This window comes from Streptomyces sp. NPDC046215, assembly GCF_040646215.1.
In the GTDB taxonomy this organism is placed as follows: domain Bacteria; phylum Actinomycetota; class Actinomycetes; order Streptomycetales; family Streptomycetaceae; genus Streptomyces; species Streptomyces stramineus.
On sequence record NZ_JBEYZW010000065.1, the window covers coordinates 16,437 to 40,976 of the forward strand.

The 24,540-nt window shown below is 72.6% G+C and carries 17 protein-coding genes; 7 read left to right on the forward strand and 10 right to left on the reverse strand.

Annotated features, from left to right (window positions below; all coding sequences use genetic code 11):
* The first annotated feature begins 129 nt into the window (after window positions 1–129).
* The 4 genes from ABZ951_RS24500 (at window position 130) to ABZ951_RS24515 (ending at window position 4,443) form a co-directional block, all read left to right on the forward strand.
* The gene (locus ABZ951_RS24500) at window positions 130–630 is read left to right on the forward strand and encodes a hypothetical protein (protein ID WP_344094484.1); all 501 of its coding nucleotides are present in this window, start codon (window positions 130–132) and stop codon (window positions 628–630) included.
* Window positions 631–690: 60 nt separating this feature from the next.
* Complete coding sequence (locus ABZ951_RS24505; protein WP_344094480.1) at window positions 691–2,865, forward strand: DUF6571 family protein; 2,175 nt, start codon at window positions 691–693, stop codon at window positions 2,863–2,865.
* A gap of 54 nt (window positions 2,866–2,919) precedes the next feature.
* Window positions 2,920–4,038, forward strand: a complete 1,119-nt coding sequence (locus tag ABZ951_RS24510) for a hypothetical protein (protein ID WP_344094476.1) — start codon at window positions 2,920–2,922, stop codon at window positions 4,036–4,038.
* A 177-nt stretch (window positions 4,039–4,215) separates the two neighbouring features.
* Entirely contained in the window at window positions 4,216–4,443 is a 228-nt protein-coding gene (locus ABZ951_RS24515) for a DUF397 domain-containing protein (protein ID WP_344094472.1), read from the forward strand.
* A 71-nt stretch (window positions 4,444–4,514) separates the two neighbouring features.
* Here the strand turns inward: ABZ951_RS24515 and ABZ951_RS24520 are convergent, their stop codons facing one another.
* From ABZ951_RS24520 to eccB, 7 genes are all read right to left on the reverse strand, one after another.
* A complete protein-coding gene (locus ABZ951_RS24520; RefSeq protein ID WP_344094469.1) occupies window positions 4,515–4,823 on the reverse strand; it encodes a WXG100 family type VII secretion target in 309 nt (102 codons plus the stop codon).
* A gap of 99 nt (window positions 4,824–4,922) precedes the next feature.
* Window positions 4,923–5,300 carry a WXG100 family type VII secretion target gene (locus ABZ951_RS24525; RefSeq protein WP_344094466.1) on the reverse strand — a complete coding sequence of 126 codons (378 nt, stop codon included), beginning with the start codon at window positions 5,298–5,300 and terminating at the stop codon, window positions 4,923–4,925.
* Window positions 5,301–5,354: 54 nt separating this feature from the next.
* The gene (mycP, locus tag ABZ951_RS24530; RefSeq protein ID WP_344094463.1) at window positions 5,355–6,479 is read right to left on the reverse strand and encodes a type VII secretion-associated serine protease mycosin; all 1,125 of its coding nucleotides are present in this window, start codon (window positions 6,477–6,479) and stop codon (window positions 5,355–5,357) included.
* 194 nt (window positions 6,480–6,673) lie between these two features.
* Entirely contained in the window at window positions 6,674–8,104 is a 1,431-nt protein-coding gene (locus ABZ951_RS24535; protein WP_344094462.1) for a hypothetical protein, read from the reverse strand.
* Window positions 8,105–8,114: 10 nt separating this feature from the next.
* Window positions 8,115–8,570, reverse strand: a complete 456-nt coding sequence (locus tag ABZ951_RS24540) for a hypothetical protein (protein WP_344094461.1) — start codon at window positions 8,568–8,570, stop codon at window positions 8,115–8,117.
* A 108-nt stretch (window positions 8,571–8,678) separates the two neighbouring features.
* On the reverse strand, window positions 8,679–10,154 hold the full coding sequence (gene mycP / locus ABZ951_RS24545; protein ID WP_344094459.1) for a type VII secretion-associated serine protease mycosin: 1,476 nt from the start codon (window positions 10,152–10,154) through the stop codon (window positions 8,679–8,681).
* A gap of 8 nt (window positions 10,155–10,162) precedes the next feature.
* Window positions 10,163–11,770, reverse strand: coding sequence for a type VII secretion protein EccB (eccB, locus tag ABZ951_RS24550; protein WP_344094457.1), 1,608 nt, complete (start codon window positions 11,768–11,770; stop codon window positions 10,163–10,165).
* 179 nt (window positions 11,771–11,949) lie between these two features.
* On the opposite strand from eccB, the gene eccE reads away from it, so the two are divergent.
* The gene (eccE, locus tag ABZ951_RS24555) at window positions 11,950–13,230 is read left to right on the forward strand and encodes a type VII secretion protein EccE (RefSeq protein ID WP_344094455.1); all 1,281 of its coding nucleotides are present in this window, start codon (window positions 11,950–11,952) and stop codon (window positions 13,228–13,230) included.
* Window positions 13,230–13,976 (forward strand): hypothetical protein, encoded by a 747-nt coding sequence (locus ABZ951_RS24560; protein WP_344094453.1) that lies wholly within the window; start codon window positions 13,230–13,232, stop codon window positions 13,974–13,976. The genes eccE and ABZ951_RS24560 overlap by 1 nt, the downstream gene beginning before the upstream one ends.
* A 30-nt stretch (window positions 13,977–14,006) precedes the next feature.
* Here the strand turns inward: ABZ951_RS24560 and ABZ951_RS24565 are convergent, their stop codons facing one another.
* The gene (locus ABZ951_RS24565; RefSeq protein WP_344094451.1) at window positions 14,007–15,641 is read right to left on the reverse strand and encodes a PQQ-binding-like beta-propeller repeat protein; all 1,635 of its coding nucleotides are present in this window, start codon (window positions 15,639–15,641) and stop codon (window positions 14,007–14,009) included.
* Between the two features lie 445 nt (window positions 15,642–16,086).
* Between ABZ951_RS24565 and ABZ951_RS24570 the strand changes: the two genes are divergently transcribed.
* Entirely contained in the window at window positions 16,087–19,179 is a 3,093-nt protein-coding gene (locus ABZ951_RS24570) for an SCO5717 family growth-regulating ATPase (RefSeq protein WP_361280690.1), read from the forward strand.
* A gap of 66 nt (window positions 19,180–19,245) precedes the next feature.
* Here the strand turns inward: ABZ951_RS24570 and ABZ951_RS24575 are convergent, their stop codons facing one another.
* Both ABZ951_RS24575 and ABZ951_RS24580 read right to left on the reverse strand, forming a co-directional pair.
* Entirely contained in the window at window positions 19,246–20,211 is a 966-nt protein-coding gene (locus ABZ951_RS24575; protein WP_344097793.1) for a bifunctional riboflavin kinase/FAD synthetase, read from the reverse strand.
* 51 nt (window positions 20,212–20,262) lie between these two features.
* A complete protein-coding gene (locus ABZ951_RS24580) occupies window positions 20,263–24,303 on the reverse strand; it encodes a serine protease (RefSeq protein WP_344097795.1) in 4,041 nt (1,346 codons plus the stop codon).
* Between the last annotated feature and the right edge of the window lie 237 nt (window positions 24,304–24,540).

Genomic DNA, 24,540 nt, shown 5'->3' on the forward strand with positions numbered 1-24,540 from the left:
CCCCCAAGGACCGACAAAGATCCGAAGAAGGGGGGTGCGCCCAGGCCACCCCCCTTGTTAGTTTCGAACACATGACTGTCCCTGAGGTCTCGGGGAGCGGGTCTTGGCGTCCGGGGGGAACGGAACGACATGACATTCGACAACGAGTGGGAAGAGCTGCGGGCCGAGTCGGCGGCGCACTTGGGGGAGAGCCGGTCCGGGGCGGCGGAGTCCGGCACCCGGCTGAACGGCACCGGGCCGGTCGGTGGGGACGGGGGCGGCCACGCTGCCGGGCTCGCTTCCTCCGCCGCGAAGAAGAAGGCGGCCGTCGCGGCCCTGGAGCAGCACATACAGCCCGACACCCAGAAGGCCGGCAAGGTCATGGACGACACCTCGGAAGCCGCGGCCAAGGGCTTCAAGGACTGGGCCACGGGCGCGGGCATCAACGAGGCCCTGAAGGGCTGGCGCGCCTCGGTCAAGGCGCTGGAGAACCGTCTCGCCGGCGAGAAGGCCGGCCTGTCCGGTGCCAATGCGCTCTACCAGGGCACCGATCAGAGTCTCGGCGGCCGGTTCGGCCGGTACGCGCCGCCGCTGCTCCCGCCCCCGCCCGGTGGCGGCCCGCCCTTCACGTCCCGCGTGGCGGGCTTCTAGGCCCGCGAGCCACAGGCACGTCAGCACCCGGAGGATGTCTCAGAAGGAGCCGGCCGCAGCATGCTCACGTACCACCAGGTCATGACCACGGATCTCGCCCTGCTGACCACGGCCGCCGCTCAGTGGGACGCCGCCGCGAAAGACTTCGAGTCCGTGCAGAAGACCTACGACAGCCAGGTGCGCAACGTCACCGTCGACGGTCAGTGGGCCGGTGTCGCCAGCACATTCGCCCGGAGAGCCAACACTCTGACGTACGAGCAGTACTCCGCGGCGGCGAAGGAGGCTCGGGCGATCGCCTCCCTGCTGCGGGATGCCCACGAGCAGTTCGTGGAGCTGCGCGGCAAGGTGAAGTCGGCTGTCGCCGACGCCGAAAAGGCCGGTATGAAGGTCGGCGCCGAGGGTACGGCGACCTTCAACTACGACAAGGCCGACAAAGCCCTCGCCGACGCGGCCCGGCACGACCCGGACCTGCACCGGACGGAGTCCAACTGGACCGGCCGCATAGCCGATGCGGTGCGGGCCGTCGACGACGCCGACCACGGCGTCAAGCTCGCCCTCAAGGCCGCCACCGAGGACTCCGATCCGAACGACCAGATCTGGAACGGGTTCAACGCCAAGGCCGAGGGCGACATCGAGGTCGTCGAGGGGCGCAGGTCGACCGAGCTCGCGACCAAGCTGAATTCCACCGGCCGTCTCGACGCCGAGGAACTGGCCGAGATGCAGAGCCTGCTGCGTGACAACAGCCACAGCAAGGAATTCAGCCGAACCTTCCTCGCCGGGCTCAGCCCGGACAAGACCATCGGCTACGCCGACAAACTGCGCGGCCTGGCAGACGGTGACAGCAAGAAGGACTACGCGCCACTGCGGGACGGGCTCGCCGCCACCCTTGCGACGGCCACTCAGGACACGAAGGCGCCCTTCTACGACACGTGGCGCAAGGGCCTGCGCGAGGCGGGTGCGAAGAACTACGGCAGCAACACGAGCCCGGTGTACGGGTATCAGTCGTTCGTCGAGATGATGAAACATGGCAAGGGGTACGGGAAGCAGTTCCTCTCGGACATCGGTGACGACATCATCAGCACCGAGAAGAAGCGTCCCGGCATCTGGAACAAGATCTCCGGACACAAAGACGTCCCCCACGACCCGCTCGACGGGCTGCTGGGCATCATGGGCAAGCAGCCGGATGCCGCGACTTCTTTCCTCGACCCCGGCGCCGACGGCAAGAACGGCCGCTTGACGTACCTGCTCAAGGATCGCGACTGGCCCGGCTTGACCGTGATAGGTCCGGCCGGGGTGAAGAACTTCGACGACCCGGCGTCCCGGCTGGGTCTCGGGGCCGCACTGGAGGCGGCGGCCACCGGGGACGTGCCGGGGACGAAGCACGTGCTGGGTGGGCATACGGAGGCCGAGGCACGGGTCATGCAGCACACCGTCCAGGTCTTCAACGAGGGCAAGAAGATCGGCGACGTCCACGCCAACCTGCGACCCTCGCTGGGGCACATGCTCACGGACTACACGAGCGACACCCACGAGATCCTCTCCCTGACGAGACGCGCCTACACCGACGGGGCGCCGAGCGAGGGCATCGGCAAGGTCTGGACGGCCGACGGGACCACTCGCATGGCCGTGCACCCTGCGGACCTGGCCCGTCTCATGCGGGAGGTCGCCGAGGATCCGGCGGCCTTCGCGGGCATGTACAACGCCGAGCGTCAGTACACCGCCGACACCCTGACTCGGACCCCGTTCGACGAAGAGGAACCGCGGAAGCTGGCCATCAGGAACGCGTCATCGGCTTTCGGCTTCTACGACGGTGTGAGCGCCGATGTCGTGTACGACAAGCGGGACAAGGCCATCCAGTGGGCCCGCGACGTCAGCCACGCCGTGACCGCCACGTCCGGGGCGGCCCTCAACTTCATCCCGTCGGAGGTCGGCGGGGTGGAGGTCCCGAAAGGGGTCAAGATCGGGGCCGACGGTATCAACCGCATAGTCGACTTCGCCATGTACGACTGGACGAAGGAACAGATCGCGCATGCCAACGAAGCAGCCGGGCAGGACAACCGGCGCGACTACTACGCCGGCCAGTTGCAGGTCGACCATCTGGTCACGGAATGGGCGAAGAGAAACGGCCATGCCGATCCGGATGATCCGTTCGTGAGAAACCTTGTCGGTGGCGCCAAGGACAAGCACTTCCTGGCTCGCGAGCAGGGCCTCAACGCACTGGATCGCAACCATTAACCGATGGCGTTCCGAACGGCGCCCGACCATTCCGCAGAGACGGGGACCAGAACTGTGCACAAGCGCCGCCGATGGCTGATCGCGGGCTCCGCGGTTCTCGTCTTCCTCGTGGCCATCGCCGGTACCGCCTTCTACTTCACGGGCGGATACGAGAAATGGCGGGACGAGCGTTCCCTGGCCGGTGCCTGCGAGGGTGTGCTGTCGAAGGATGACGTGCGGGCAGCACTGGGAAGTGACCGGGTCCACGCTCAGTCCGGTGAGAAGCTCAATTACATCTTCTCCAACTTGGAGAAAGACCGCATCACCAAGTGTGTCCTGGAGAGTCGGGGCAGTGGTGAGAACGTCGTCATCAACGCCGGCTGGGCGACAAGGGACACCGACGTCAGGTGGCACTACGCGCATCTGTTCCTCGACGAAGGCGGGTATGGCACCGTGCCGATAGGCAGCGGCTGGCATGGCTCGCTGGTGTTCCTCAGAGACTCCCTCCAGGGTGCCGTCGAACTCACTTGCCGGAACCAGAAGGACAAGACACTTCTGGTGAACTTCAAGACTGTTCACACCGGGTATAACCAACCGCAGCTGGACTCCCAGCAACGCGCTGACGACCGCGCCGGCTTCGCCCGCCTGGTCACGAGCACGGCCGGCGGTCTGGCCGACAAATACGGCTGCGACGCCCCGCTGGGCAAGACCGTCGGCTCTGTCGCGCCCGATCCGGTCCGGAACCCCGCGCCACTCGACAAGTCGAGGGGCATCTGCGCACCGGTCGTCAGGCTCGGCGGCGGAGCCGAGCAGGCCGGCGCGGTGACCGCGTCGGACGCCCCCACCGACCCGACCACACCGGCTGAGGACTGCTACCTCAACAATGCCAAGGGGTACCCGCTGTATCGGCTGACAGCGCTCTACGGAGGTTTGGCAGAGAAAGGACGAGCCGAATCCACCTGGTCCGACCCGGCTGCTGACGCGGAATTCCAGGAGCGGTCCCACCGGGGCTTCGGCACCGCCCAGTGCGGCGACGGGAAATCTGCCTATTACTCGCTGACAGCTCCCTACACCAGCCTGGAGGAGGGCCGTACCGTCAAGAACCCCGACCCGCAATTCGAGCGCGCGGCGCTCAAGGCGTTCGCCGAGCAGTCCGCGAAGACACACGGCTGCCACGGCCTCCGGCTGCCGTGACCTGTCCGTCCGTCGGCGGACACACGTGCTCTGCCTCCCCGACCTTGTTCGAAGCAGGTCTCCGGCCCGCCGGGCCGGAGTACGCTGCTCACGGATTGCTCGCGATGGACGTCAACGCGCTTGACGCCGTTGCGCTTCGGCGAAGTTCGCGCACTGTGAAAGGCGGCCCCTGCCCCCATGGACGAACACGAGAAGGCCGAGCTGTACGCCCTCGACATCTCCGGCGTCGAATGGCTGAGCGCGCCTGACGCCACGACCGAGGAGCGCGTGGAGATCGCCTACCTCCCCGGTGGGGCGGTGGCGATGCGGTCCTCGGCGGACCCGGACACCGTGCTGCGCTACACCGAGGGTGAGTGGCGCGCGTTCGTGCTGGGCGCGCGCGATGGTGAGTTCGATCTGAAGTAGGCGGACGGGCATGCGCGTGGGGGTGGGCAGCCGGTGCTCCGGTTGCCCACCCCCACGGCGTTGTCGCGCTATCAGTAGCTGATGTCGAAGAGCTGCGACGCCTTGCGGTCGGTCGCGTAGTAGTTCTCGCTACCCGTCAGGACCAGGTCCGCGACCTGCTTGAGCGTTGCCTGGATGTGGGCACTGCGACGGCGGAACTCCGCGTCGACCTGCAGCATCATCGTGTGGGCCTCGCCCTCCCAGCCGGCCGCGACGTTGCTGACGGCGCTCCGCATGGCCTCGAGCTCCCGCTCGATCACGCCCGCGGCCTTCTTGATGTCCCGGGCCGTGTCCTGGAGAGAGCCGTAATGAACGACAAGCTCTCCGCCTTGGTCTGCCATGGTTCCCCACCCTCTGTGTCGTGGTTCGGTGTCGTTAAAAAAATCGGGTGAGTGCGTCGTGCGTCCCACCCGTGCCCGTGCCCGGTGGCCGGGTCGGGGTCAGTACCTGTCGATGCCGCTGCTGGGCCCGCCGCCCTGGCCGGCTGCGGGGGCGGTGGAGCCGCCGCCGACGTCGACGCCCTTCATCTTGGCGGCGATCTCCCCGTCGGTGGCACCCGAGGAGCGGTGCGTGAGCACGACGGCCTCCCGGACGCGGTCGACCATCCGGCGCACGCGGTCGTGGTCGTCGTTCAGGTCCATCTGCGCCTTGCGGAAGGCGCTGTGCGCCTCGCCCTTCCACGAACCGCCGTCCAGCGTGGCGATGACGTTCGCCAGCTGGCGCAGGTTCGCAGAGAAGTGCGAACTGGTCTGGTCGATGGCGTCCGTGAACGTCTTGAACGCTTGGTCGCTGACCTTCTGCTTGCCGTTCTCCGACATGTTCCGCCTTCCCCCCGAGGGGTCTGTTCTTGGTGGGTGAGTGATGTGTGGCTGTTACTGCCCGCGCCCCGGTTCATAGGGAGGCGGGGGCGGCACCGGGAAAGTTGTGGGGACCGGAGCGGCGCGCCGTCGCCGCTGGACGATCACGGCCGCTGTCGCGGCGGCGATGACCACTGCGGCGGCCGCGCCGACGCCGGCCCAGAGGGCGGTGTTGCCGCCTTCCTGACTGGTTGCGGGTTCCGCCGCGGATTCCTTATCGGGGGCCGGGGCCCCTTTCGCCTCCGGCGAGGCCGGGCTGTCCGGCTTGGCCTTACCGGAACGAGCGACGCCGAGCAGCGGGTTGACGTCAGGCGGGCCGGGGTCGCCTTCGCCGTCGAGGAGCACCTTGCGGGGGCGGATGATGCCGTAGCCGATGTACTTGCTGGGCACGGTGCCGGTGGTGGGCTTGCCGGCGGTGTCCATCATGACCCGCAGGACCTGATTGTTGGTCCAGTCGGGGTGCTTGGACCAGATGAGGGCGGCGGCGGCGGAGGTGATGGCGGTGGCTTGGCTGGTGCCGCGCCCGGCACACCACCCCTCGCTCTTGTTGCACCGCCCCGGGATCTCGTCCCCCGAGGCGGCCAAGGTCACGTTGCTGGCGCTGTTGGACCACTTGGTCACTGTGCCGGATCGGTCGGTGGCTCCTACCGAGACGACTCCGGGAATAAGCGCGGGGTAGTGCGGCAAGTTGCCGTCACCACCGTCATTACCCGCACTTGCGAAAATCAAGCTGCCTTTACTCAGAGCATATTTGACCGCCGCCTCGGTCCGGACCGACTGGTAAAGCTCACCTGGCCCACCGTGCGAGATGTTGATGACGCGCGCACCATGGTCCACCGCGTATCGGATGGCTTTCTCCCATAGTTCGTCGTCGGTGGTCATCCGATCGTCATCGGTTGTTTTCACAGGGAGGATTCTCGCTTCGGGAGCGATTCCATGGATGCCGTCGCCGACTGCTCGGCCGGCGATCAGGGCGGCCATGTTCGTGCCATGTCCGACCTGATCGTCATGGGCGCTCCCTGACTTTCTGGACATGTCCATCCCCGGAAGCACCCGGCCGTTCAGTTCGGGTACGGAGGAGTCCACACCCGTATCGAGAACAGCGACGGTCACATTCTCGCCCCGACTGACCTTCCACATGGCGTCAGCTTGCATGGCGTCCAAGTACCACTGTCTCGACCGCATGTCGTCCGCCACTGCCGACGGCATGCTGACGCCAAGGACAGCCGCTGCGGCACCGAGCAGAGGCAGGACGCGACGTAGTGCCCTGCGGGTTAGGCATGACATGGGATGGGCGGTCTCCTCTGGATCGCGCGAAGGTGGCGTGAAGGCAATCAATCGATGACAGGCGGGACAGTGTCACGACGCCCGGAGATCCACGTTTCCTCGTCCTCCACGAGGTAGTCGGCCCTGTGACCGGAACGCCGACGAGCGTCATTGGGCGCGGCAGTTGCCGGGTGGGGCAATGGGCCCATTGGCTGAGCTCCTCGTACGAGTCCGGTACCGCCCGGCGTGAACTCCGACGGCTTTCCGATCGGGGCTCGCGGCATTCCGACAGCACCGCCCGGCTCGGTGGCGAATCTACGACCAGTGGGGAAATTCCGTCCGCCAGAGGCTCCGCCGCCGGGCACCCCCGGGGCGCCGCCCATGCCCACGGGGCCGCGGCTCGTGGTGCCACGCTCCTCGCCTACGACAGTGCCCAGGGGTAGGCGCGGTGCGCCGGTTCCGGTGGCCGGGTTGCCCGACCGGGACGGCATGCCACCCACGATCCCATCTCGTGCGCCGATCGGAGGGAGACCGCCGGGCTGGGGCATCGGCATGCCGACTTCAGGGCGCCCTGCCCGACCCGGTCCCGGCCCGCCCTTGTGCGCAGACGGGCTACGGGGCAGGACGACATCCCTCCCCATCGGTCCCGGTGGCATGGTCGGGCCTCCGGGGGGACGGGCAGAATCCGATGAAGGCAGCGGGGTTTCCGGCCTCGCCAAGGCATCGAGCGGCGGGGCGACCGTCACCGAATCGATGTTTGTTCCTGATGGCCGGTGGGTGCCCGCCTCAAGGTCGGGGGAGTGCGTCGCAGCCGGGGCCGGGCTCAAATCGATTCCACGTGGCACGGACGTATCTCCTGCCTCGCGATACCGCGATACACCAGACGCGGCCCCGCTCGGCACGGCAGCACCGGACAGGGCGGCACGGCCTGATTCCGGCCCCCCGCCTGATGCTCCTCCGCCCGAGCCTGATGAGGCGTAAGGTCGCTCTTCCTCGCCGTCGATACCAGTGAGCCCAGGCGGCAACCCAAACGCCGGCTCCTCCAATTTCCCCAGGCTCTCATGCGCCACCTTGTAGTACGAGTCCAGGCCCGTCATCACATCAGCCGCGTCCTGGCGGTTGGCCTGGCGTGACATCTCCTTGACCACATCCGCGTAGCACATCGAATCCGGGGCCGGCATGCTCGACTTGGCCTTGCTGAGACCCTCGCCCGCCTTTTTCATCGCGTCGCCCGCCGACGAGACATAGGCGGCCAGCTTGACGGTCTGCATGACCATCTGCTCGCCCCACTTGTGGAACGCCTTTCCGCCCTGTCCCTCCAGCTTGACCCGGGTGACGTACACCTTGAGGTCCTTGCTGATTTTGTCGAGGTCGTCGAAAGCCTTCTCCAGCGCATCGGCGACCGCGGTCAGCTTCTCCGGCTTGGCGTTCGCCACCATCGCGTAGAGCTGGTCGTGGGTGTAGCCGTCGAACTTGCCCGTGCTCTTGTCGTCGCTCATCTACAACCCCCTAGTACCCGCTGCTCCCGCCGGTGCCCTTTTCGTCCGTGCCCGCCGGAGTGCCCCCCGGGCGGGGCCGGTCGTGCTCGTATTGCCGCGTACGCTTCTGGATCGCCCGCAGCCGCTCCGCCTCTTCCGCGTCGATGCCGTCGTAGCCCCGCTCCGCGATCACCGCCGCGAAACCCATCGCCTCGACCTGGTCGCCGAATACCTTCGACAGCGTCAGGAGCCTTTCGTGGACCTTGTCGTACAAGGTCGCCAGTTCCTTCGCCGAGCCGAAGCCCGTGCCGAACGAAGCCTGGGGGACTTTCTGGTCGCCCATGGATTTCGATGACGCCGCCGATTTCTCCAGCTTCGTCAGTACCTCTTCGATGCGCTTCTGGAAGGTCGCCAGCGTCTCCGGCTCCTTCGCCAGGCGGCTGTCCCCCGACGCCCCCGGCCCACTGTGCCCCTCGTGTTCGTCCACGCCGAGCCTCTCCCCCCATTCTCGTGCCCGCAAGGGGCACCAAAAGTCACTCTAGCCACTCTCGGTGCATGTCCCAACCGCTTACATTCCACGGGTGTTCGATGCCCGTCACCGGCCGCGCAGCGCCCGGCGGCGCCGGTGGTCCCGGCCCACCACCGTCGCTCCCGTGATCACCGCGACCAGCACGCCCGCGCCCCCGAGCGCGTACGTTGCGAGGCGCTCCTTGCGCTCCTGCGGGGACTCGCCGGCGGCAAGGGCGGTCACGTCGGGGGGCCGGACGTTGCGGGTCGCCGGCTTGTCGGGGGTGACGCGGTCGACGGGCCGGCTGTCCTCGGTCAGGGCGCGGACCGGGTCCACCACGCCCCAGCCGATGTAGCGGTCGTGGCCGTTGGTGGCCCGTTCCGCGGTCTGTTCGATCTGGGCGACGACCTGGTGCTGCTTCCAGTCCGGGTGCTTGGCGCGGATGAGGGCCGCGACGCCGGCGACGTAGGGGGCGGAGAAGCTCGTTCCGTTGTCGACGCACTGGCCGCCGAAGGGGACGGTGGAGACCATCTCCACGCCCGGTGCCGCCACGCCGACGAACTCGCCGGGCTGGGAGAACACGGCGCGTTCGTTGTTGCGGTCGGAGGCGCCCACGGCGAGGACGCCCTTGTACGCGGCGGGGTAGGTCTGCTTGACGTTGCCGTCCACGCCGTCGTTGCCCGCGGAGGCGACGACGACGATGTCCTTCGCCAGCGCGTCCTTGACGGCGAGTTCGAGATCGGAGTCGGGGAGCAGGGGTTTCGCCGTGTCCTGGGAGATGTTGATGACGCGTGCCCCGGCGGCGACGGCCAGGTTGATGCCCTGGGCGAGGGTCCGGGACGTGCCGGTGCCCTTCTCGTCGTTCTGTTTGATGGGGATGATGACCGATTCGGGGGCGATGCCGACGAATCCGCTGCCCGGCGCCGGGCGGGCGGCGATGATGCCGGCGACCTTGGTGCCGTGGCCGACGACGTCCAGGGTCGGATCGGGCTTGGCCTTCTCCGGTTCCTTCTCCACCGGCTTGTCCGGGGTCTTCGAAGGGCTCGGGCTTTTCTCCGGGCTCTTCTCCGGCTTCTTGGGCTCGTCCTTCGCTCCGGCCGATGTGCCGGGTGACGGGGTGGGGGACGTGCCGGGCTTCGGTTTCTTCTTCGGGTCCTTCGCCCCGGGGGACGGGCTGGGCGTCGCGGCGGGGGCCTTGGCCGCCGCTCGCACGGCCGTCCCGTCCTTGGCGGCGGTCTCCGTGCCGGTGAGGAGATCGGCCCCGCTCTCGACGTCGACGGCGCCCCTGAGCTGGGGGTTCTTGATGTCGACGCCGGTGTCGATGACGGCGACGCGCACCGGGCGGCCCTTGCTGTCCCGGCCCTTGGTGTCCTGCCAGAGCCGGTCGAGCAGGACCCGCTGGAGCGACCAGGGCGTGCCCTTGATCATCTTGGCGGGGAAGGTGCACTCGCCGCTGCCGTTCAGCGTCACGGGGGCGGGCGCGGCCGCCGCGGGGGCTGCCGAGAGGGCCGCCAGGAGCGTGGCGGCCAGGGTGAGGCGGAGGGGGGACGTGGTGGGTGGCATCGGGCGTCTCACGATCCCTGCGGCTGCTTGGCGCTGTTGGTGTCCAGCCGGGGCCCGGTCGGCAGGAACTGCGACCAGTTGGCGGGGACGGGCAGCGGGTCCACCTTCTGGTAGCCGAGCCGGATGCGCGCCTGGTCGGCCTCGGTGGGCCCGGCGGACCCCGTGCCGCCCTGCGCGTCGGACGAGCCGGCCGCTCCCGGCGAGGGCGGGGCCTTCTCGCCGATCTTCGACTTGCCGGCGCCGCTGTCGTTGTTGGACTGGACCGCGTAGCGCAGACCGGTGTCGGTGACGAGGAAGACCGAGCCGCTGTTGGTCTGCCGGCCGGTGACCTGGCGGTAGAGGATCCCGGAGCCGGGTGTGACGTACGCGCTGGTGGCCCCGTCGGGGATGGCGGCGGGGTACTCGGTGCCGGCCCAGGTGGCCAGTTCGGGGGTGCCGTCGGCCGACAGGCCGCCGAAGACGCTGCACACGGTGTCGTTGACGCTCTTGTCCGGCTTGTCCGGCGACGGGACGAAATTGGCCTGCCGGGGGACGTGCGAGGGCCAGCGGTACTGCCCGTAGAACTCCTCGTCGGCCGGCGTGAAGTCGGCCGCGCTGACCCGCTCCGCCGTGCCCGCCTGGCCGAGGGGGGTCAGCTCCTTGCTGTTGAGGAGGAGCTTGGCGACGAGCGGGGAGACGCGCTGGACCTTGCCCTTGAGCACGACGTAGTCCTGGGTGCCGTTGCCGGTGGGTGCTTTGAGGACCGTGCCGACGCGGTTGGCCTTGGCCGGCAGGGTGGGGACGCCCGCGTCCGCGCCGATCTCGCCGCGGAGCCGGGGGAAGACGATGGGCGCGCCGTCCTGGAAGGTGTCCAGCCAGTCCCTGGTGACGGGTTGCGGGTGGGCGCCGTCGTTGAAGACGGACCGGAGCAGGAGGTTGTGCTCGGCAGCGTCGGCGGTCCGCCAGTCGGCGCCTCCGAGCAGGTACTTGGTGCCCCGCGGGTCGACGAGGTAGCGGGCCTCGTCCGGGCCCTGCACGTACAGGGCCTGGTCGCCGCGCAGGCGCTGCTCCCCGGTGAGCTTCTTCAGCTTCGGGTCGTGCCCGGCGAAGAGGAAGACCGCCTTCTGGGTGCTCCTGCCGTTGGGGCCGGGCTGTTCGCAGACCGCCCACTGCTTCTTGCGGCCGGCCTCCTCGGCGCCCGGCATGCGGTCCGGGGCGTACGGGATGCCGAGGGTCGGGCCGCGCGGGATGTGGCCGTTGTCGAGCTGGGATTCCTTCACCTTGATGACGCTGGACTTGTCGGGGGCGAGGAGCAGCTTGGCGGAGGCGAAGTTGAGGACGGGGTGGAGCTGCTTCTTCCCGTCCGTGACCAGGACGACGTAGCGGGTGGTGGACTGGCTGCCGACGATGACGTGCGCTTCCGCGTCGTCCCACCCCTTGGGCGCGGTCGGCTTGAACATGCCCCAGGCCCCGAACCCCGCGACCAGCACCGCCGCGACGACGATGCCGGGCAGGACGGCGCGCAGCGGGCGCGGCGCCCCTTCCTCGGTGCCGTGGGGCGAGGGTTGTAGGAACGCCGCGACCGTGCGCTTCCTCGCGAAGATGTAGGCGTTGAGCTCATCCCGCCGTGATGCCATGTGTAGCCGCTTCTCCCCTGGTGTCGGCGTCGGTCGACAGGCACTGCCCTCGGTCCGGTTGTCGTACCGGCCCCCTACTATGCCGGTAGGGATCAGTGCACTCGTCAGGGAGGGCGCTGGCCGAGGGATTCGCCCGGACCGCAGAGTTGGCCGGGGACGGCGAGGGGGCTGTGACGGGCATGGGTGCCGCAACGCGCGTACGGGCGCCGGGGGTCACCACCCCCGGTGCGGGCGTGGCCGCGCCGCGGGCTGTGGCACGGGCGGGGCATGTGGGGCCGGTGCGGTTGCAGCAGTTGGTGCTGATCGAGGTGGCGGCGGCCCTGGTGCTCGTCGGCTGGCTCGCCGGTCCGCTGGTGCTGGCGCCGGCCGCCGTGGTGGCCGTGGTCCTGGTGCTGCTCGCGGTGGTCCGGCGGGGTCAGCGGCCGGTAGCGGAGTGGCTGGTCGCGGCGGTCGCGCTGCGCGGCCGGGTGCGCCGGGTGATACCGGCCCCGCCGGGCACGGACCCGGGGATCGCGCCGGTCGTGGAGTGCGAACCAGCCTTGCGGACCGCTTCCTTCACCGACCGTGAGCGCCGCGAGGTCGGCCTCGTCGGCGACGGTACGTTCCTGACGGCGGTGCTGCGGATCGAGACGGTCGACGCCCCGCTGCGGCCGCTGCGGGTGGAGAGGCCGCTGCCGCTCACGCTGCTGCGGGACGCGATGGATGTCGACGGCATCCGGCTGGAGTCCGTGCAGGTGGTGCAGAGCGCGCTGCCGGCGCCCGCACCGCACCTGCCGCCCGAGGCACTGGCCGCCCGGAACTACGGGCCGTTGCAGGCGCTGTCCGGGGCGCCGGCCGTGCGGCTGACGTGGGTGGCGCTGAAGTTCGACCCGGAGTTGTGCCCGGAGGCCGTCCAGGCGCGCGGCGGGGGCGTGGAGGGTGCCCGGCGCTGTGTGCTGCGGGCGGCGGACCAGCTGGTCAGCAGGTTGCGGGGGGCCGGGTTCCGGGCCGTGCTGCTGTCCGAGGAAGGGCTGACGGCCGCCCTCTCGACGGCCGCGCACGTCAACCCCGTGGCGTCGGCGCAGGCGGGCCGTGCGGGCGCGCCCGCACGGCGCACCCTGGAGAGCTCCCGGGCCTGGCGCTGCGACGACCGGTGGCACACCACGTACGCGGTGGGGCGCTGGCCCCAGTTGGGGCCGGGGGCCACTCCCCTGCCGCAGCTGGCCGCCCTGCTCACCTCGCTGCCCGCGCTCGCGACGACGCTGAGCCTGACGCTCGGGCGGGGCGGGGTGCGCGGCGGGCGGCACGCGCCGACACTGTCGGCGCACATCCGGATCACCGGGCGCAGCGCGGACGAACTGGGCGCGACGGGGCGGGAGCTGGAGCGCACCGCGCGCGCCGTGAAGGCGGGCCTGGTGCGGCTCGACCACGAGCAGGTGCCGGGCGTCCTCGCGACCCTGCCCCTGGGAGGGACACGCTGATGACCACGGCTTCACCGCCGCCTGCGCCCGTACCGGCGTCCGGGCGGCCGCGCTTCGGCCTGGGGCTGCTCGGGCCGCGGCGCGGGCGGCACGAGCTGTCGCACGAGCAGTTCGAGGCGCTGGCCCTGCCCATAGGTGACGACGGCGTGGTCATCGGGGCCGACAGCCGGGACGCGCCCGCTGTCCTCGGGCTGGGCCGTCCCACCCCGTTCGACGCCGTGCTGGTCGGCGGCGCGTGGACGGCGCAGGTCATCGCGCTGCGCACGGTCGGCACGGGTGCCCGGGTCGCCGTCGAGACCGGCCGCAAGCAGCTGTGGACCCCGCTCGCGCAGGCCGCCAACAGCGGGCAGCAGTGCGTCACCCTGCACGACGTCGGGCGGGTGCCGCCGCAGGGGCCGTCGGTGCACAGCCCGGTGCTCGTCATCCGGGACTGCGGCGCACGGCCGCCCCGCGGCCGGGTCGTCGCCGCACCCTGGCAGCCCGTGCTGACGCTGCTCCCCTATATGAGCCCCGAGGCGCCCCGGCTGATGGGGGGCGCGGACCTCGTCGGCGTTCAGCGGGTCTCGCCGGAGGAGGCCCGGCACGTCGGGCGGCTGCTGGGGCTGCCGGCCGACGACGTCGAGGCGTTGCCCACCCTCCCGGACGGGGTCACCCTCTGGTCCGCGCACCGGTCGCGGTCCTACGTCGACACCCGGCCGACCGAGCCGGAGACGGGCCTGCTGGGCGCCGCGCGCCGCGTGGACTGACCACGGGGTGTCCCTCGGACGCCTCCCGGGTCAGTCCTCACCGTAGGCCAGCAGCAGTTTGTTGTTGTCGCTCCGGTCGCTGCCGTTCAGGTACGTGGAGGCGATGAAGAAGCGGCCGTTCTCGTAGAGGTACCGGGCGCCGAAGAACATGGTCTCGGCGCTCCTGGTCGCGTGCGGGATCCGGAGCACGACCTCGGGGTCACCACCGCCGGAGCCGATGCCGACGACCGCGCCGGGCTTGTCGAACGTCGGCTTCCGGTAGGCGATGACCTTGTCGCCGTCCATCCGGAGCGGCACGAGCACCCGGCCCGCGCTCTTGGACGTCCACGTGCGCTTGCCGGTGTCGAGGTCGAAGGCGTGGACCTCGTTGCTCTGGAAGGACCCCGGCTTGTAGCCGGTCGCCAGGTAGAGCGTGCTGTCCGAGGCGACCGCGCCCTGGCAGCCGCCGACACCGCGGCCGGTGAGCAGGAGGCCGCCGCAGGGGCGCGCGTCGTCCTGCTTGCCGAGGTCGATGGCGGAGCGTTCCTTGCCGTCCTTGAGCGCGACGAGGACGGCGGTCTTGTCGTCCTCCGAGGCGAGGGAGACGACGGCGGGGTCGGTGGAGTAGATCTTCTTGGTCTCCAGGCCCTCGCGGCCCTCCCACGTCCAGGCGGCCTTGCCGGTGGAGGTGTCGATCCGTTCGACGTGCGAGGTTCTGTCGCTGACGCACCGCCATGAGCGCAGCAGCGCCCTGCCGCCGGCGAATCCGTCGACGGAGCAGCCGGATGCGAGCTCGGGGGCGGTGAGGGGCGCGCCGTCCCCGACCTTGATCATGGTGGAGCCGCCGAGCCAGGAGGCACCGACCACGTCACCGCTGAGTGCCATGTCCAGGCCGAAGTAGCTGCCCGAGAATCTGCCGGACTTCGGGATCGGCCGTTCCCAGACCTTTTTGCCCGCCGTGAGGTCGAGCATCGCGAAGCGGGAGCACTCGCCGTCCCGGCCGCCCTCGAACGCCACCACGACCTTGCCGTCGTCCGTGGCGTTCGGCGGGGCGGCGCAGACCCGCTTCGGGAGGGAAACGGACCACTTCTCCTTGCCGTCGGCGGTCGAGTAGGCGACGACCTTGCTCTGCACGGCCTTGACGACGCGGTCGCCCACCACCCAGGCCCCGGGGATCTCGATGCCGGAGCGGGACACCTCGGGGGCGCGCTCGTTGACGAGGACCTTCGCCTCGCCCGCCCGGCGCGCGTTGTTGGGGTCGTCGGCGTCGCCGCCGGGCCGCGGGCCCACGGTCGGCCCGCCGGCTGCGTCCCGGTCGCGCGCCCCGTCCTCGTGGGTGGTGCCGCCGTGCGCCGTGGCCTCGCCGGGTCCCTTGTCGTCGCTGGTGACGGCCCATATGCCACCGCCGGCGGCGAGGAGGAACGCGAGGACCGAGCCGATGACGACGGCCGTCCGCTTCCGGTCCGGGCGCCGGTCGGGGACGGGCGGCGGGAAGGCCGGTGCGCCGAAGGGCAGGCCGGGGGCCGTCGGGTAGGTGCCGTAAGAGTTCGGCGCGTACGGGCCCGGGAGCGGCGAGGCGGGTGGGGCGGCAGGGGGCTGCGGTGGTGCGGCGGCCTGCCGCTGTGGTGTGCCGGATCCGTCCCTTGAGGGCGGGTTCGGCGGCATCGGCGGGTGCGGCTGGGCCATCAGCGCGTTCCTTGCGTGTGCGGGCCCCGGCGGGCCTGGTGGGGTGCGGGACCGCTCGTCCGGCCGGCCCGTGCGATCGGACGGGATATGCCGAGCATTCCGTCGGAAAGGAGCGAATCGGGCGTGGATGCCGCGCTGTTGTGACACCCGAGCGGGGAATCTTTGTATCACCCGGCTCGGGGGGCCTCTGTCGCCGACGGCACCGGGCCGGGGGCGGAGTTGTGGTGAGAGGCATGGTCCCAGGTGACGGGCGGGGCGGCCGGTGGGGTGGGGGCGGGCCTGCCGCGGCGATGCGTATGACGATTAGTCTTGGTGGGCGTACGCACGGGAGGACCCGTACCGGGCCTCTCCCGTCGCACATGGGGGAACCCCGACGGTCGGACGACGGGAACGGTCGGGCCCGACAGGCGATTCAGGGCACTGGACCACATCAGCAGGAGGCAAAGTGAGCAGCGATCGGGACGAGATCCGCGCGGGCGGGAGCACAGCCGGCGAGGACCGGTCCGACGCGGGCCACGAGAACGAGCCGGATCACTCGGGCGAGTTCACGATCGACTACACCCCGCCTGCCTGGTACACGCAGAACGCGGCGGCGTCCGCGGCCGGTTCCGGCGGCGGTGCCGACGGCGCCGCCGAGGGCGGGACGGGCGCGGTGACACCGCCCCCGCCGTCGGGTGAGCCGCTGCCGGTTCCCGGCCCGGGGCCCGCGTGGACGCCGCCGGTTCCGGAGGCGGCTCCGGTCCCGGGCCCGGCTCCGGAGGCGGCTCCGGCTCCGGCTCCCGAGGTGACGCCGGCTCCGGAGCCGGCGGTCGCGTCGGCGTCGGCCGAGCCGGGCGAGGAGCCCGCCGGTGACGAGGCCCGCGGTGAGGCTCCGGCGAGTTCGGACGCCGGGGTCGGTGCCGATGCCGGAACCGGCACCGGTGCCGGTGGAGCGGACGTCCGCGACAACGGCACGATGCGGTTCTCGGCCGCCGCGCTCCAGGACGAGGTCGCGGCGCGTGCTGCCGACGGAGCGGCGGACGGACCGGCCGCGCCGGCGGCGCAGTGGAACCCGCCGCCCGCCCCGGTCGCGCTGCCGCCGCTGCCCCCGGACTTCCAGCCCGCGGCGCCCGCGCCGCAGGGCCTCCCGCCCGTGCCCGGCCCGTTCGCCTCCGCCGCCGGTCACGACGGCCCCGGCGCGCAGCCGGCGCCCGCGGCCCCGCCGGCCGCCGGCCCCGCGGAGGGCACCGCTCCCGCACCGCGGGACGACCACGCCCACCCGGACTCTCCCGAGCCCGCCCCGGCCGCCGAGGCCCCGGCCCCCGGCCCGGCTCCGAGCCCGCGGAGCGACCGAGCCCACCCGCTCCCGGAGGCGCCGGCCACGCCCGCCTCCGAGGCCGAGCCGACAGCGCCCCCACAGGTCGCCGCCCTCCCGCACGGCCACGACGGCACCCACCCGGACGCCCCGACGCCCCCGGCCGAGCCCACCGCACCGGCACCGGCCCCCAGCGCGCAGGGCGGCTACGGCTACCCGCGCCCGGAGGCCCCGCCCACGCCCGTCACCCACGCCGCACCCCCGCAGGCCCCGGCCCCGGCGTCAGCCCCGCAAGGCGGCTACGGCTACCCCGGCCCTGACACCGCCTCAGCCCCGGGCCCGGCCCCGGCCCCGGCCCCTGCCCCGGCCCCGCAGAGCGGCTACGGCTACCCCGGCCCCGACACCACCGCCGCCTCCCAGCCCGCACCTGCCCCGCTCCCGGCCCCGACGGCCCCGGCACCGGCCCCCGCCCCCCAGGGCGGCTACGGCTACCCCCGCCCCGACGCCGCCCCCCAAGCCCCCCACACCCCGCAGGCAGCGCCCCCCGCGTCCCCGTACGCGCCCGGTCCGCAGCAGGGCCCCGGCCAGCCCGGCCCGCAGGCGCCCCTCGGCCACCCGGGGCAGGCCGCTTCCGGCGCTCCGGCCGCGGCGCACCAGTCCGCCGCGCCGTCCCCGGCGCTCGGCGGCACCGCCGGCGGGCCCGCCGCTCAGCCGGCCCCCGGCCCGGTCCCCGTTCCGCCGCCGCTCGACGGCGTCGGGCCGCAGGCCCACCCGCAGCAGGCCCACCCGCAGCAGGGCTACGGCGGCCCGGCCGGAGCCCTGCCCCCGGCAGCCACCCCGGCGGCCCAGGCGGCACCCACCCCGCACTCCCCGTACGCCCCGCACGCCGGGGCCGGCGCCCTGCCGCCCCTCGCCGACGCGCCGTCACCGGCAGAACCGCAACAGCCCGTTCAGCCCGGCCCGCCCGTCCAGCCAGTTCAGCCCGGCCCGCCCTCCGACCCCCGCGCCGGCGGCTGGCCCACCGTGTCGCCGGAGCAGCGGCAGCGCTCGGTGCACGGCGCGCCGCTGGGGTTCACGGCGTCCATGGAGCTGTCCTCGGAGCGGCTGCTGCGGAACAAGCCCAAGCCGAAGAAGCAGCCCGTCAACAGCCGGTTCAAGTTCGGTGGCAAGAAGGAGGAGGCGGAGCGGCAGCGCAAGCTGGAGCTGATCCGCACGCCCGTGCTCTCCTGCTACCGCATCGCGGTCATCAGCCTCAAGGGCGGTGTCGGCAAGACGACCACGACGACCGCCCTCGGCGCGACGCTGGCGAGCGAGCGGCAGGACAAGATCCTGGCGATCGACGCCAACCCCGACGCGGGCACGCTGGGCCGCCGGGTGCGCCGCGAGACGGGGGCGACGATCCGTGACCTGGTGTCGGCGATCCCGAGCCTGCACAGCTACATGGACATCCGCCGCTACACCTCGCAGGCGCCCTCCGGGCTGGAGATCATCGCCAATGACGTGGACCCGGCGGTCTCCACGACGTTCAACGACGAGGACTACCGGCGGGCGATAGACCTGCTGGGCCGGCAGTATCCGATCATCCTGACGGACTCGGGCACCGGCCTGCTGTACAGCGCGATGCGCGGGGTTCTCGACCTCGCCGACCAGCTGATCGTGGTCTCCACGCCGTCCGTCGACGGCGCGAGCAGCGCCAGCACCACCCTCGACTGGCTGCACGCGCACGGCTACGCCGATCTCGTCGCGCGCAGCGTCACCGTCATCTCGGGCGTCCGCGAGACCGGAAAGATGATCAAGGTCGAGGACATCGTGTCGCACTTCGAGACGCGGTGCCGGGGGGTCGTCGTCGTGCCCTTCGACGAGCACCTGGCGGCCGGTGCCGAGGTCGACCTGGAGATGATGCGGCCGAAGACGCGGGAGGCGTACTTCGGGCTGTCCGCCCTGGTCGCGGAGGACTTCGCCCGGGCCCAGCAGCAGCACGGCCTGTGGACGGGCGAGAACCCGCCCGCGCACCAGGCGCCGCCGACCCCGGCCCCCGGCCCGTACGCGGCCGAGCAGGGCCACCCCGGCGGGCAGGCTCCGGCCCCGGGCCCGTACTACGCGTACGACCCGTACACCGGCCAGCCGCAGGCACAGCCCCAACCGCAGCCGCAGCAGCCCCAGCCGCCGCAGGGCGGCTGGCCGCAGCCCGGCGGCTACGGCTACCCCCAGCAGCCGCAGCCGTATCCCCCGCACCAGCAGTAGTCGGCACGACACGAGGGCCCCGGGCAGCAGTAGCGCCCGGGGCCCTCGTGTCGTCTTCAGCCGGCCTCAGCCCGCGGCGGAGGTCTCCCTGTGCGCCGCGACCAGGTCGCGCGACTTCTTCACGTCGCCCGCCATGCACAGCAGCAGCGCCTCGATGGAGTCGAACTTCTCCATGCCGCGCAGGTAGGCGAGGAAGTCGACGGCCACGTGGAGCCCGTACAGATCGAGGTCGGTCCGGTCGATTGCGTACGCCTCCACCGTCCGCTCGGTCGCGTCGAACTGCACGTTCGTGCCGACCGAGATCGCCGCGGGCATGGCCTCGTCACCGACGGTCAGCCAGCCCGCGTACACCCCGTCGGCCGGGATGGCGGTGTGCGGCAGGGTCTCGACGTTGGCCGTCGGGTACCCCAGCTCGCGGCCGCGCTGCGCGCCGTGGACGACGACGCCCTCGACGCGGTGCGGGCGGCCCAGGATCTCCATCGCGCCGGCGACATCGCCCTCGGCGACCAGGCGCCGGGTCAGCGTGGAGGAGAACGGCAGCCCGCCGCCCGCCTCGCCGGTCACATAGAGGTCGATGACCTCGACGTCGTAGTCGTAGGTGGTGCCGAGCTCCTTGAGGAGGTCGACATCGCCCGCCGCCCGGTGACCGAAGCGGAAGTTGGGGCCCTCCACGACCAGCCTGGCATGCAGTTTGTCGACCAGGACCTTCACCACGAAGTCGGCGGGCGAGAGCTTGGAGAACTCCGCCGTGAACGGCAGGATCAGCACCGCGTCCACGCCCAGCTCGGCCATCAGCTCCGCACGCCGGTGGTGCGGCGCCAGCAGCGGCGGGTGGCTGCCCGGCCGCACGACCTCGCTCGGGTGCGGGTCGAAGGTCACCACGACCGAGGGCACGCCCAGCTCCCGCGCCCGCTCCACCGCGCGCCCGATGATCAGCTGGTGCCCCCGGTGCACCCCGTCGTACGAGCCGATGGTGACGACGCTGCGCCCCCAGTCCTGGGGGATGTCCTCCAAGCCACGCCAGCGCTGCACTGTGCCCGCTCCTCGCCCGAACCCGAACTTTTGTCTGTCGATTACGCAGGACTAAGAGTGCCATGCCGGTTCTCGACGCCCCGCATCGGCCGGTCCACCGACTGTCAGGTCCCCGTCCGTTCCGTCCTTCCCGTCCTGCCCGCCCCTCCCGTCCTCGCCCTCCTGTCCCTCCTCGCCGCCGGCCGTCAGCCGGATCCGCGCCCGGGAGCCGACCACGACCGCCCACTGCGCCGGCGCCGACCTCAGCCAGCCGCGCACCTGCGCCCCGAACACCGGCACCTCCCGGGCGAGGTGCGTCAGCCGCCGGTCGAAGAGCGCCGCCCCGTCGGGGGTGCGGGCCATCAGCAGGCCCGTGCGGTGGACGAGGTCGCGGGTGCGGGCCTCGGTGCGCTCCTCGGCGCCCTGGGCCACGGCGCGCAGCAGGGCGTCCAGGACGGTGAGGTCGCGCTCGTACGGCCCGTACTGCTCCCGTTCCAGCAGCACCTCCAGCAACTCCTGGCGCAGGGGGCGGGACGCGGCGGTGCCGGGGTGGGCGAGGACGGGGGCGAGGGCGCGCCGGACCTGGGCGGAGCGGCTGCTCAGCAGGTGCACGACGAGCGGGAAGAGGACGGACCGCGCCGCCGGCCCCGCCTCCAGCCGACGGTCCACGAAGGCGGCGGCGCAGCCGGCGCCCTCCGGGTGGTGCTCGACGTGCTCCTGGACGAGCGCGGCGGCCCGGCGGGCGAGGGTGGGGGCGGTGACGCCGGCGAGGGCGCGCATCACCTCGCCCGGCCCGTCCCCCGGCTCGAACAGCCGCGCCCGGAAGACGGCGAACACGGGCTCGGGGTGGGTGCCCAGGGCGGCGGCGAGGGCTTCGGCCGGCAAGTGGGGGTCGCCCGCGGCGAAGAGGACGACGGCCCGTGGCAAGTACTTGGCGCGGGTCCCCCGGTCGCGGACGAGCAGGGAGAGCGCGGTGCCGTGCAGGGCGCCCTCGGCGGGGCGGGCGAGCAGGGCGAGGGCGGAGTAGCGCAACAGCTCGCGGTCGGCGTCGGTGGTCACGTAGGGCGCGGTCTTCAGGGCGTAGGCGGCGGCCGCCACGTGCCGCTCGATGCGGTCGTCGTGGGCCCAGCGGTCCACGGCCCGGCAGATCGCGGAGGGCTCGTCCTCGGCGAGGGCGACCAGCAGTTCGTCGGCGCGGGGGTGGCCGGCCTCCACGAGGGCCTCGGCGAGGTCGTCGACCGCGCGGCGGCGGTGGGTGTGCAGGAGGACCTGCGCGGCGGTGGAGACCGTCGGCCGGACGCTGTCCCCGTACGGCTCGGCCTGCAAGGGGCGGTCGTCGGAGAACCAGCGGCACAGGAGGGGCTGCGCGGCGCACGGGTCCTCGGCGAGCACGGTGGCCACGGCGGGCAGGAAGCGGTCCTTCTGCGCCGGCGGCCCCGCGGGCGCGTCTGGTGCCGGCGTCTGGGCGGCGCCCGGCGGCGGGCCGTCCGCGGGGACCAGGAGGCGCAGCAGGTCGAGGCGGTCGGCGAGGCCCAGCGGCAGCCGGAGCCAGAACCAGGGCCCGAACTCTGCGAGGCCCCCCAGGGCGCGGCGCGCCTCGCCGTCGAAGCCGCCGACGTCGAGGGAGCGCGCGGTGAGGCGCTCGGCGAGCAGCCGCAGGGGGCCCAGGTAGGGGGTGGCGTCCGGGACGCGGAGCAGTGTCTCGCCGAGCAGGTGGGCGGCCCACCAGTCGGGGTCGGGGAGGGCGGCCGCCCGGCCGGCGGCCTCCTCGCCGTCCTCGGGTTCGGCGGTGGACCTGCCCGCCATGGAGAGGGCCTCGACCGCGTAGACCAGGCCGCTGAGGCGGTAGGCCAGCTCGCTCGGGCCGGAGCGGCGGCCGAGGAGGAGCAGGGCCTGGAGGACGGGGCCGATGCGGTGGCGGGGCACGGGCAGCGGCTGCCTGGGCTGCTCCTGATCGCCGCTGCCCTCGTCCTTGCGGCCGCCGCGGGTGCGGCGGCGGGCGGACGCCGTGCGCGGGGGGCGCCTCGAACCCGGGGGCGGTGGGACGTGGCCCTCCGGCGCGGGGCCCGCGCCCGGCCGGGACGGCAGGCGGGCCTCGGTCTCGGCGGGCGGCCCTTCGGGCTCGTACCAGCGGTGGACCAGGGCGTGCAGGGCCGCGTCGAGGTCGAGGTGGGCCCCCTGCAGCCAGTCGGCGAACTCCTCGTGCGCGAAGCGGTAGCCGGTGCCGGCCGGGACGAGCAGCCCTTCGGTGAGGACGGCGGACGCCCAGCCGTTGCGCCAGGGGAAGAGCTCCTCGAACGCCTCGCGGTCCAGTTCCCCCTGCCCCGGCCCGAGGCACCGGCGGGCGGCCTCGTGGACCTGCCCGGCGACCCGGGCCGCGAGCCGCCGCACGGTGGTGCCGCGCAGCGGTGGCCTGCGGTCGGCGGAGAGCCGCACGGCGATGCGCAGGCAGATCAGGTCGAGGTGGGCGGAGAAGATGCCCCAGCGGTCGGGGGGCCGGGCGCCGTCCCCGTCCGGGCCGGCCTCCTCCCCCGGGTCCGTGTCCCCCGGGTTCGTGGCGTCCGGGAGCGCGGCCCGGACTTCGGAGTAGAGGCGCAGGGCGAGGGGGTGGGCCGCGTCCCCCGGGTCGATCGCCTCCGCGGGCACGCCGTACGCGGTGCGGGCCTCGGCGGCCTGGCGGGGGCTGAGGTCGGCGAGGTGGACGCAGGGCGGCAGGCCGCGGGGCGCCGCCACGGCCGGGGAGCTGTGGAGGAGGCGGCGGGGGAAGAGCGCGCCGGCCGTCTCCCAGTGCTCCGGGCGGCAGGCGATGACGAGCCGGGCGGAGGTCTCCTCCAGCCACTCCGCCGTCGCGGCCGTCCAGGCGGGCAGCGCGTGGGCGAGGACGGGCGGGATCTCCTCGGGGCCGTCGAGGACGACGAGGAGGGGGCGATGCACCCGGCTCGCGAGCGCGGCGACGGCCTCGGGCGTGGCCTCGGCCGGGTCCCCGATGGTGCCCTCGGGACCCGCGGAGGCGGTGACGATCCGCCCGGCGGCCTCCAGGGCACGGGCCACGGCGTCCCGGACGCTCTCGTCGCCCTCCTGGAGGTCGGCGCCCCGCAGCCAGACCGTGGGCGCGGGCTCCTCGCCCCGGGCGCGGCGGGCGGCGAGCGCGGCGAGCTCGGTGGTGCGACCGGTGCCGGGCCCGCCGACGAGCCCGAACACCAGGCGCCGGGCCGGCGGGGACTCCTCCGCCAGGGGCTGCTCCTGCGGCCGCGGCGGCCCCTCGCCTCCCGGGCTCCGCTCGTCGGCGGTGAGGCCCCGGCTGTCGGCGGCGTCCGGGGCGTCGGTGCCCGCCTCGCCCGGCCGGCCGCCGGGGTCGAGGAAGCGGGCGAACTCCCTGGTGATCTCCGGGCGCTCCACCGGTTCGCGCCAGACCCGCGAGGTGGTGACCGGGCCCAGTGACGTCCCGGTGAGATCGAGGGCGCCGGCGAGATTGAGGTCGGGGCCGTAGGCCGCGACGGTGGCCGCGTTGCGCTCCAGGAGGGCGGCCAGCGGGCCGTCCGGGGAGGCGGTGGCGGCGGCCCGGAGGGGGATCGCGAAGCCGCCGGACCGGCGCTCCGCGTGAAGTGCGGTACCGAGGACGGCGACGACCGTTCCGGTACGGGCGTCGAGCACCGGCCCGCCGGTGGCCTCCTCGCCGAGCCGCAGCCCGTCGCGCTCGCCGAGGGAGAGCTCCACCGCGGCGTCCAGCAGATGGAAGCGGTCGGTGGCGGTGTACGTCACCAGGGCGTCGCCGATGACCTGGGCGCTCTGCCAGCGGCCCGCCCGCAGCCGCACCTCGGCGCCCTCCTCGATGCAGTCGGCCGCAGCGACCGGCAGGGGCGCCACACCGAGCCCCTCCGTCCGCACCAGGGCCAGGTCGCAGCCGGGCAGCGCGGTGACCGCCTCGGCACCGACCAGGCAGGTGCGGTCACCGGCCGCGAGGAGGACGAGCCGGGCCAGGCCGTCGACCGCCTCATGGCTGGTGATCATGGTGCCGCGGTCGTCCGCCAGGAAGCCCGTGCCTCGGGGCCGCCCGGCGAGATCTCTGATGCGCACCAAGGTCTCGTCCGCATCGGTCCGCCGCCCGTTCATCCGCCGAACCTCCCCGCCGTGCAGTTACCCCGACGGTAGGCAGAGGATGATCGGCAGGACAGATCACACCCGGAACGCGCCCCCAAACACCCCCTCTCTTCACTCCGAGCGCCTGCCCAATGGGGTGAATGGGCCGCACGAAGTGGATAGATCAGGGGAGGGAGGGGGATCGTGGCTGGCGCGTCGGCATCGACCGGCGCGACTGGGACGAGCAGCGCGTCCCCGCCGCCGACCTGC

Bases quoted from the DNA above. Each gene is read 5' to 3' on its own strand.
- ABZ951_RS24500 (WP_344094484.1), top strand. From the start codon at position 130: ATGACATTCGACAACGAGTGGGAAGAGCTGCGGGCCGAGTCGGCGGCG.
- ABZ951_RS24505 (WP_344094480.1), top strand. From the start codon at position 691: ATGCTCACGTACCACCAGGTCATGACCACGGATCTCGCCCTGCTGACC.
- ABZ951_RS24515 (WP_344094472.1), top strand. From the start codon at position 4,216: ATGGACGAACACGAGAAGGCCGAGCTGTACGCCCTCGACATCTCCGGC.
- ABZ951_RS24520 (WP_344094469.1), bottom strand. From the start codon at position 4,823: ATGGCAGACCAAGGCGGAGAGCTTGTCGTTCATTACGGCTCTCTCCAG.
- ABZ951_RS24525 (WP_344094466.1), bottom strand. From the start codon at position 5,300: ATGTCGGAGAACGGCAAGCAGAAGGTCAGCGACCAAGCGTTCAAGACG.
- mycP (WP_344094463.1), bottom strand. From the start codon at position 6,479: ATGTGGAAGGTCAGTCGGGGCGAGAATGTGACCGTCGCTGTTCTCGAT.
- ABZ951_RS24535 (WP_344094462.1), bottom strand. From the start codon at position 8,104: ATGAGCGACGACAAGAGCACGGGCAAGTTCGACGGCTACACCCACGAC.
- mycP (WP_344094459.1), bottom strand. From the start codon at position 10,154: ATGCCACCCACCACGTCCCCCCTCCGCCTCACCCTGGCCGCCACGCTC.
- eccB (WP_344094457.1), bottom strand. From the start codon at position 11,770: ATGGCATCACGGCGGGATGAGCTCAACGCCTACATCTTCGCGAGGAAG.
- eccE (WP_344094455.1), top strand. From the start codon at position 11,950: ATGGGTGCCGCAACGCGCGTACGGGCGCCGGGGGTCACCACCCCCGGT.
- ABZ951_RS24560 (WP_344094453.1), top strand. From the start codon at position 13,230: ATGACCACGGCTTCACCGCCGCCTGCGCCCGTACCGGCGTCCGGGCGG.
- ABZ951_RS24565 (WP_344094451.1), bottom strand. From the start codon at position 15,641: ATGGCCCAGCCGCACCCGCCGATGCCGCCGAACCCGCCCTCAAGGGAC.
- ABZ951_RS24580 (WP_344097795.1), bottom strand. From the start codon at position 24,303: ATGAACGGGCGGCGGACCGATGCGGACGAGACCTTGGTGCGCATCAGA.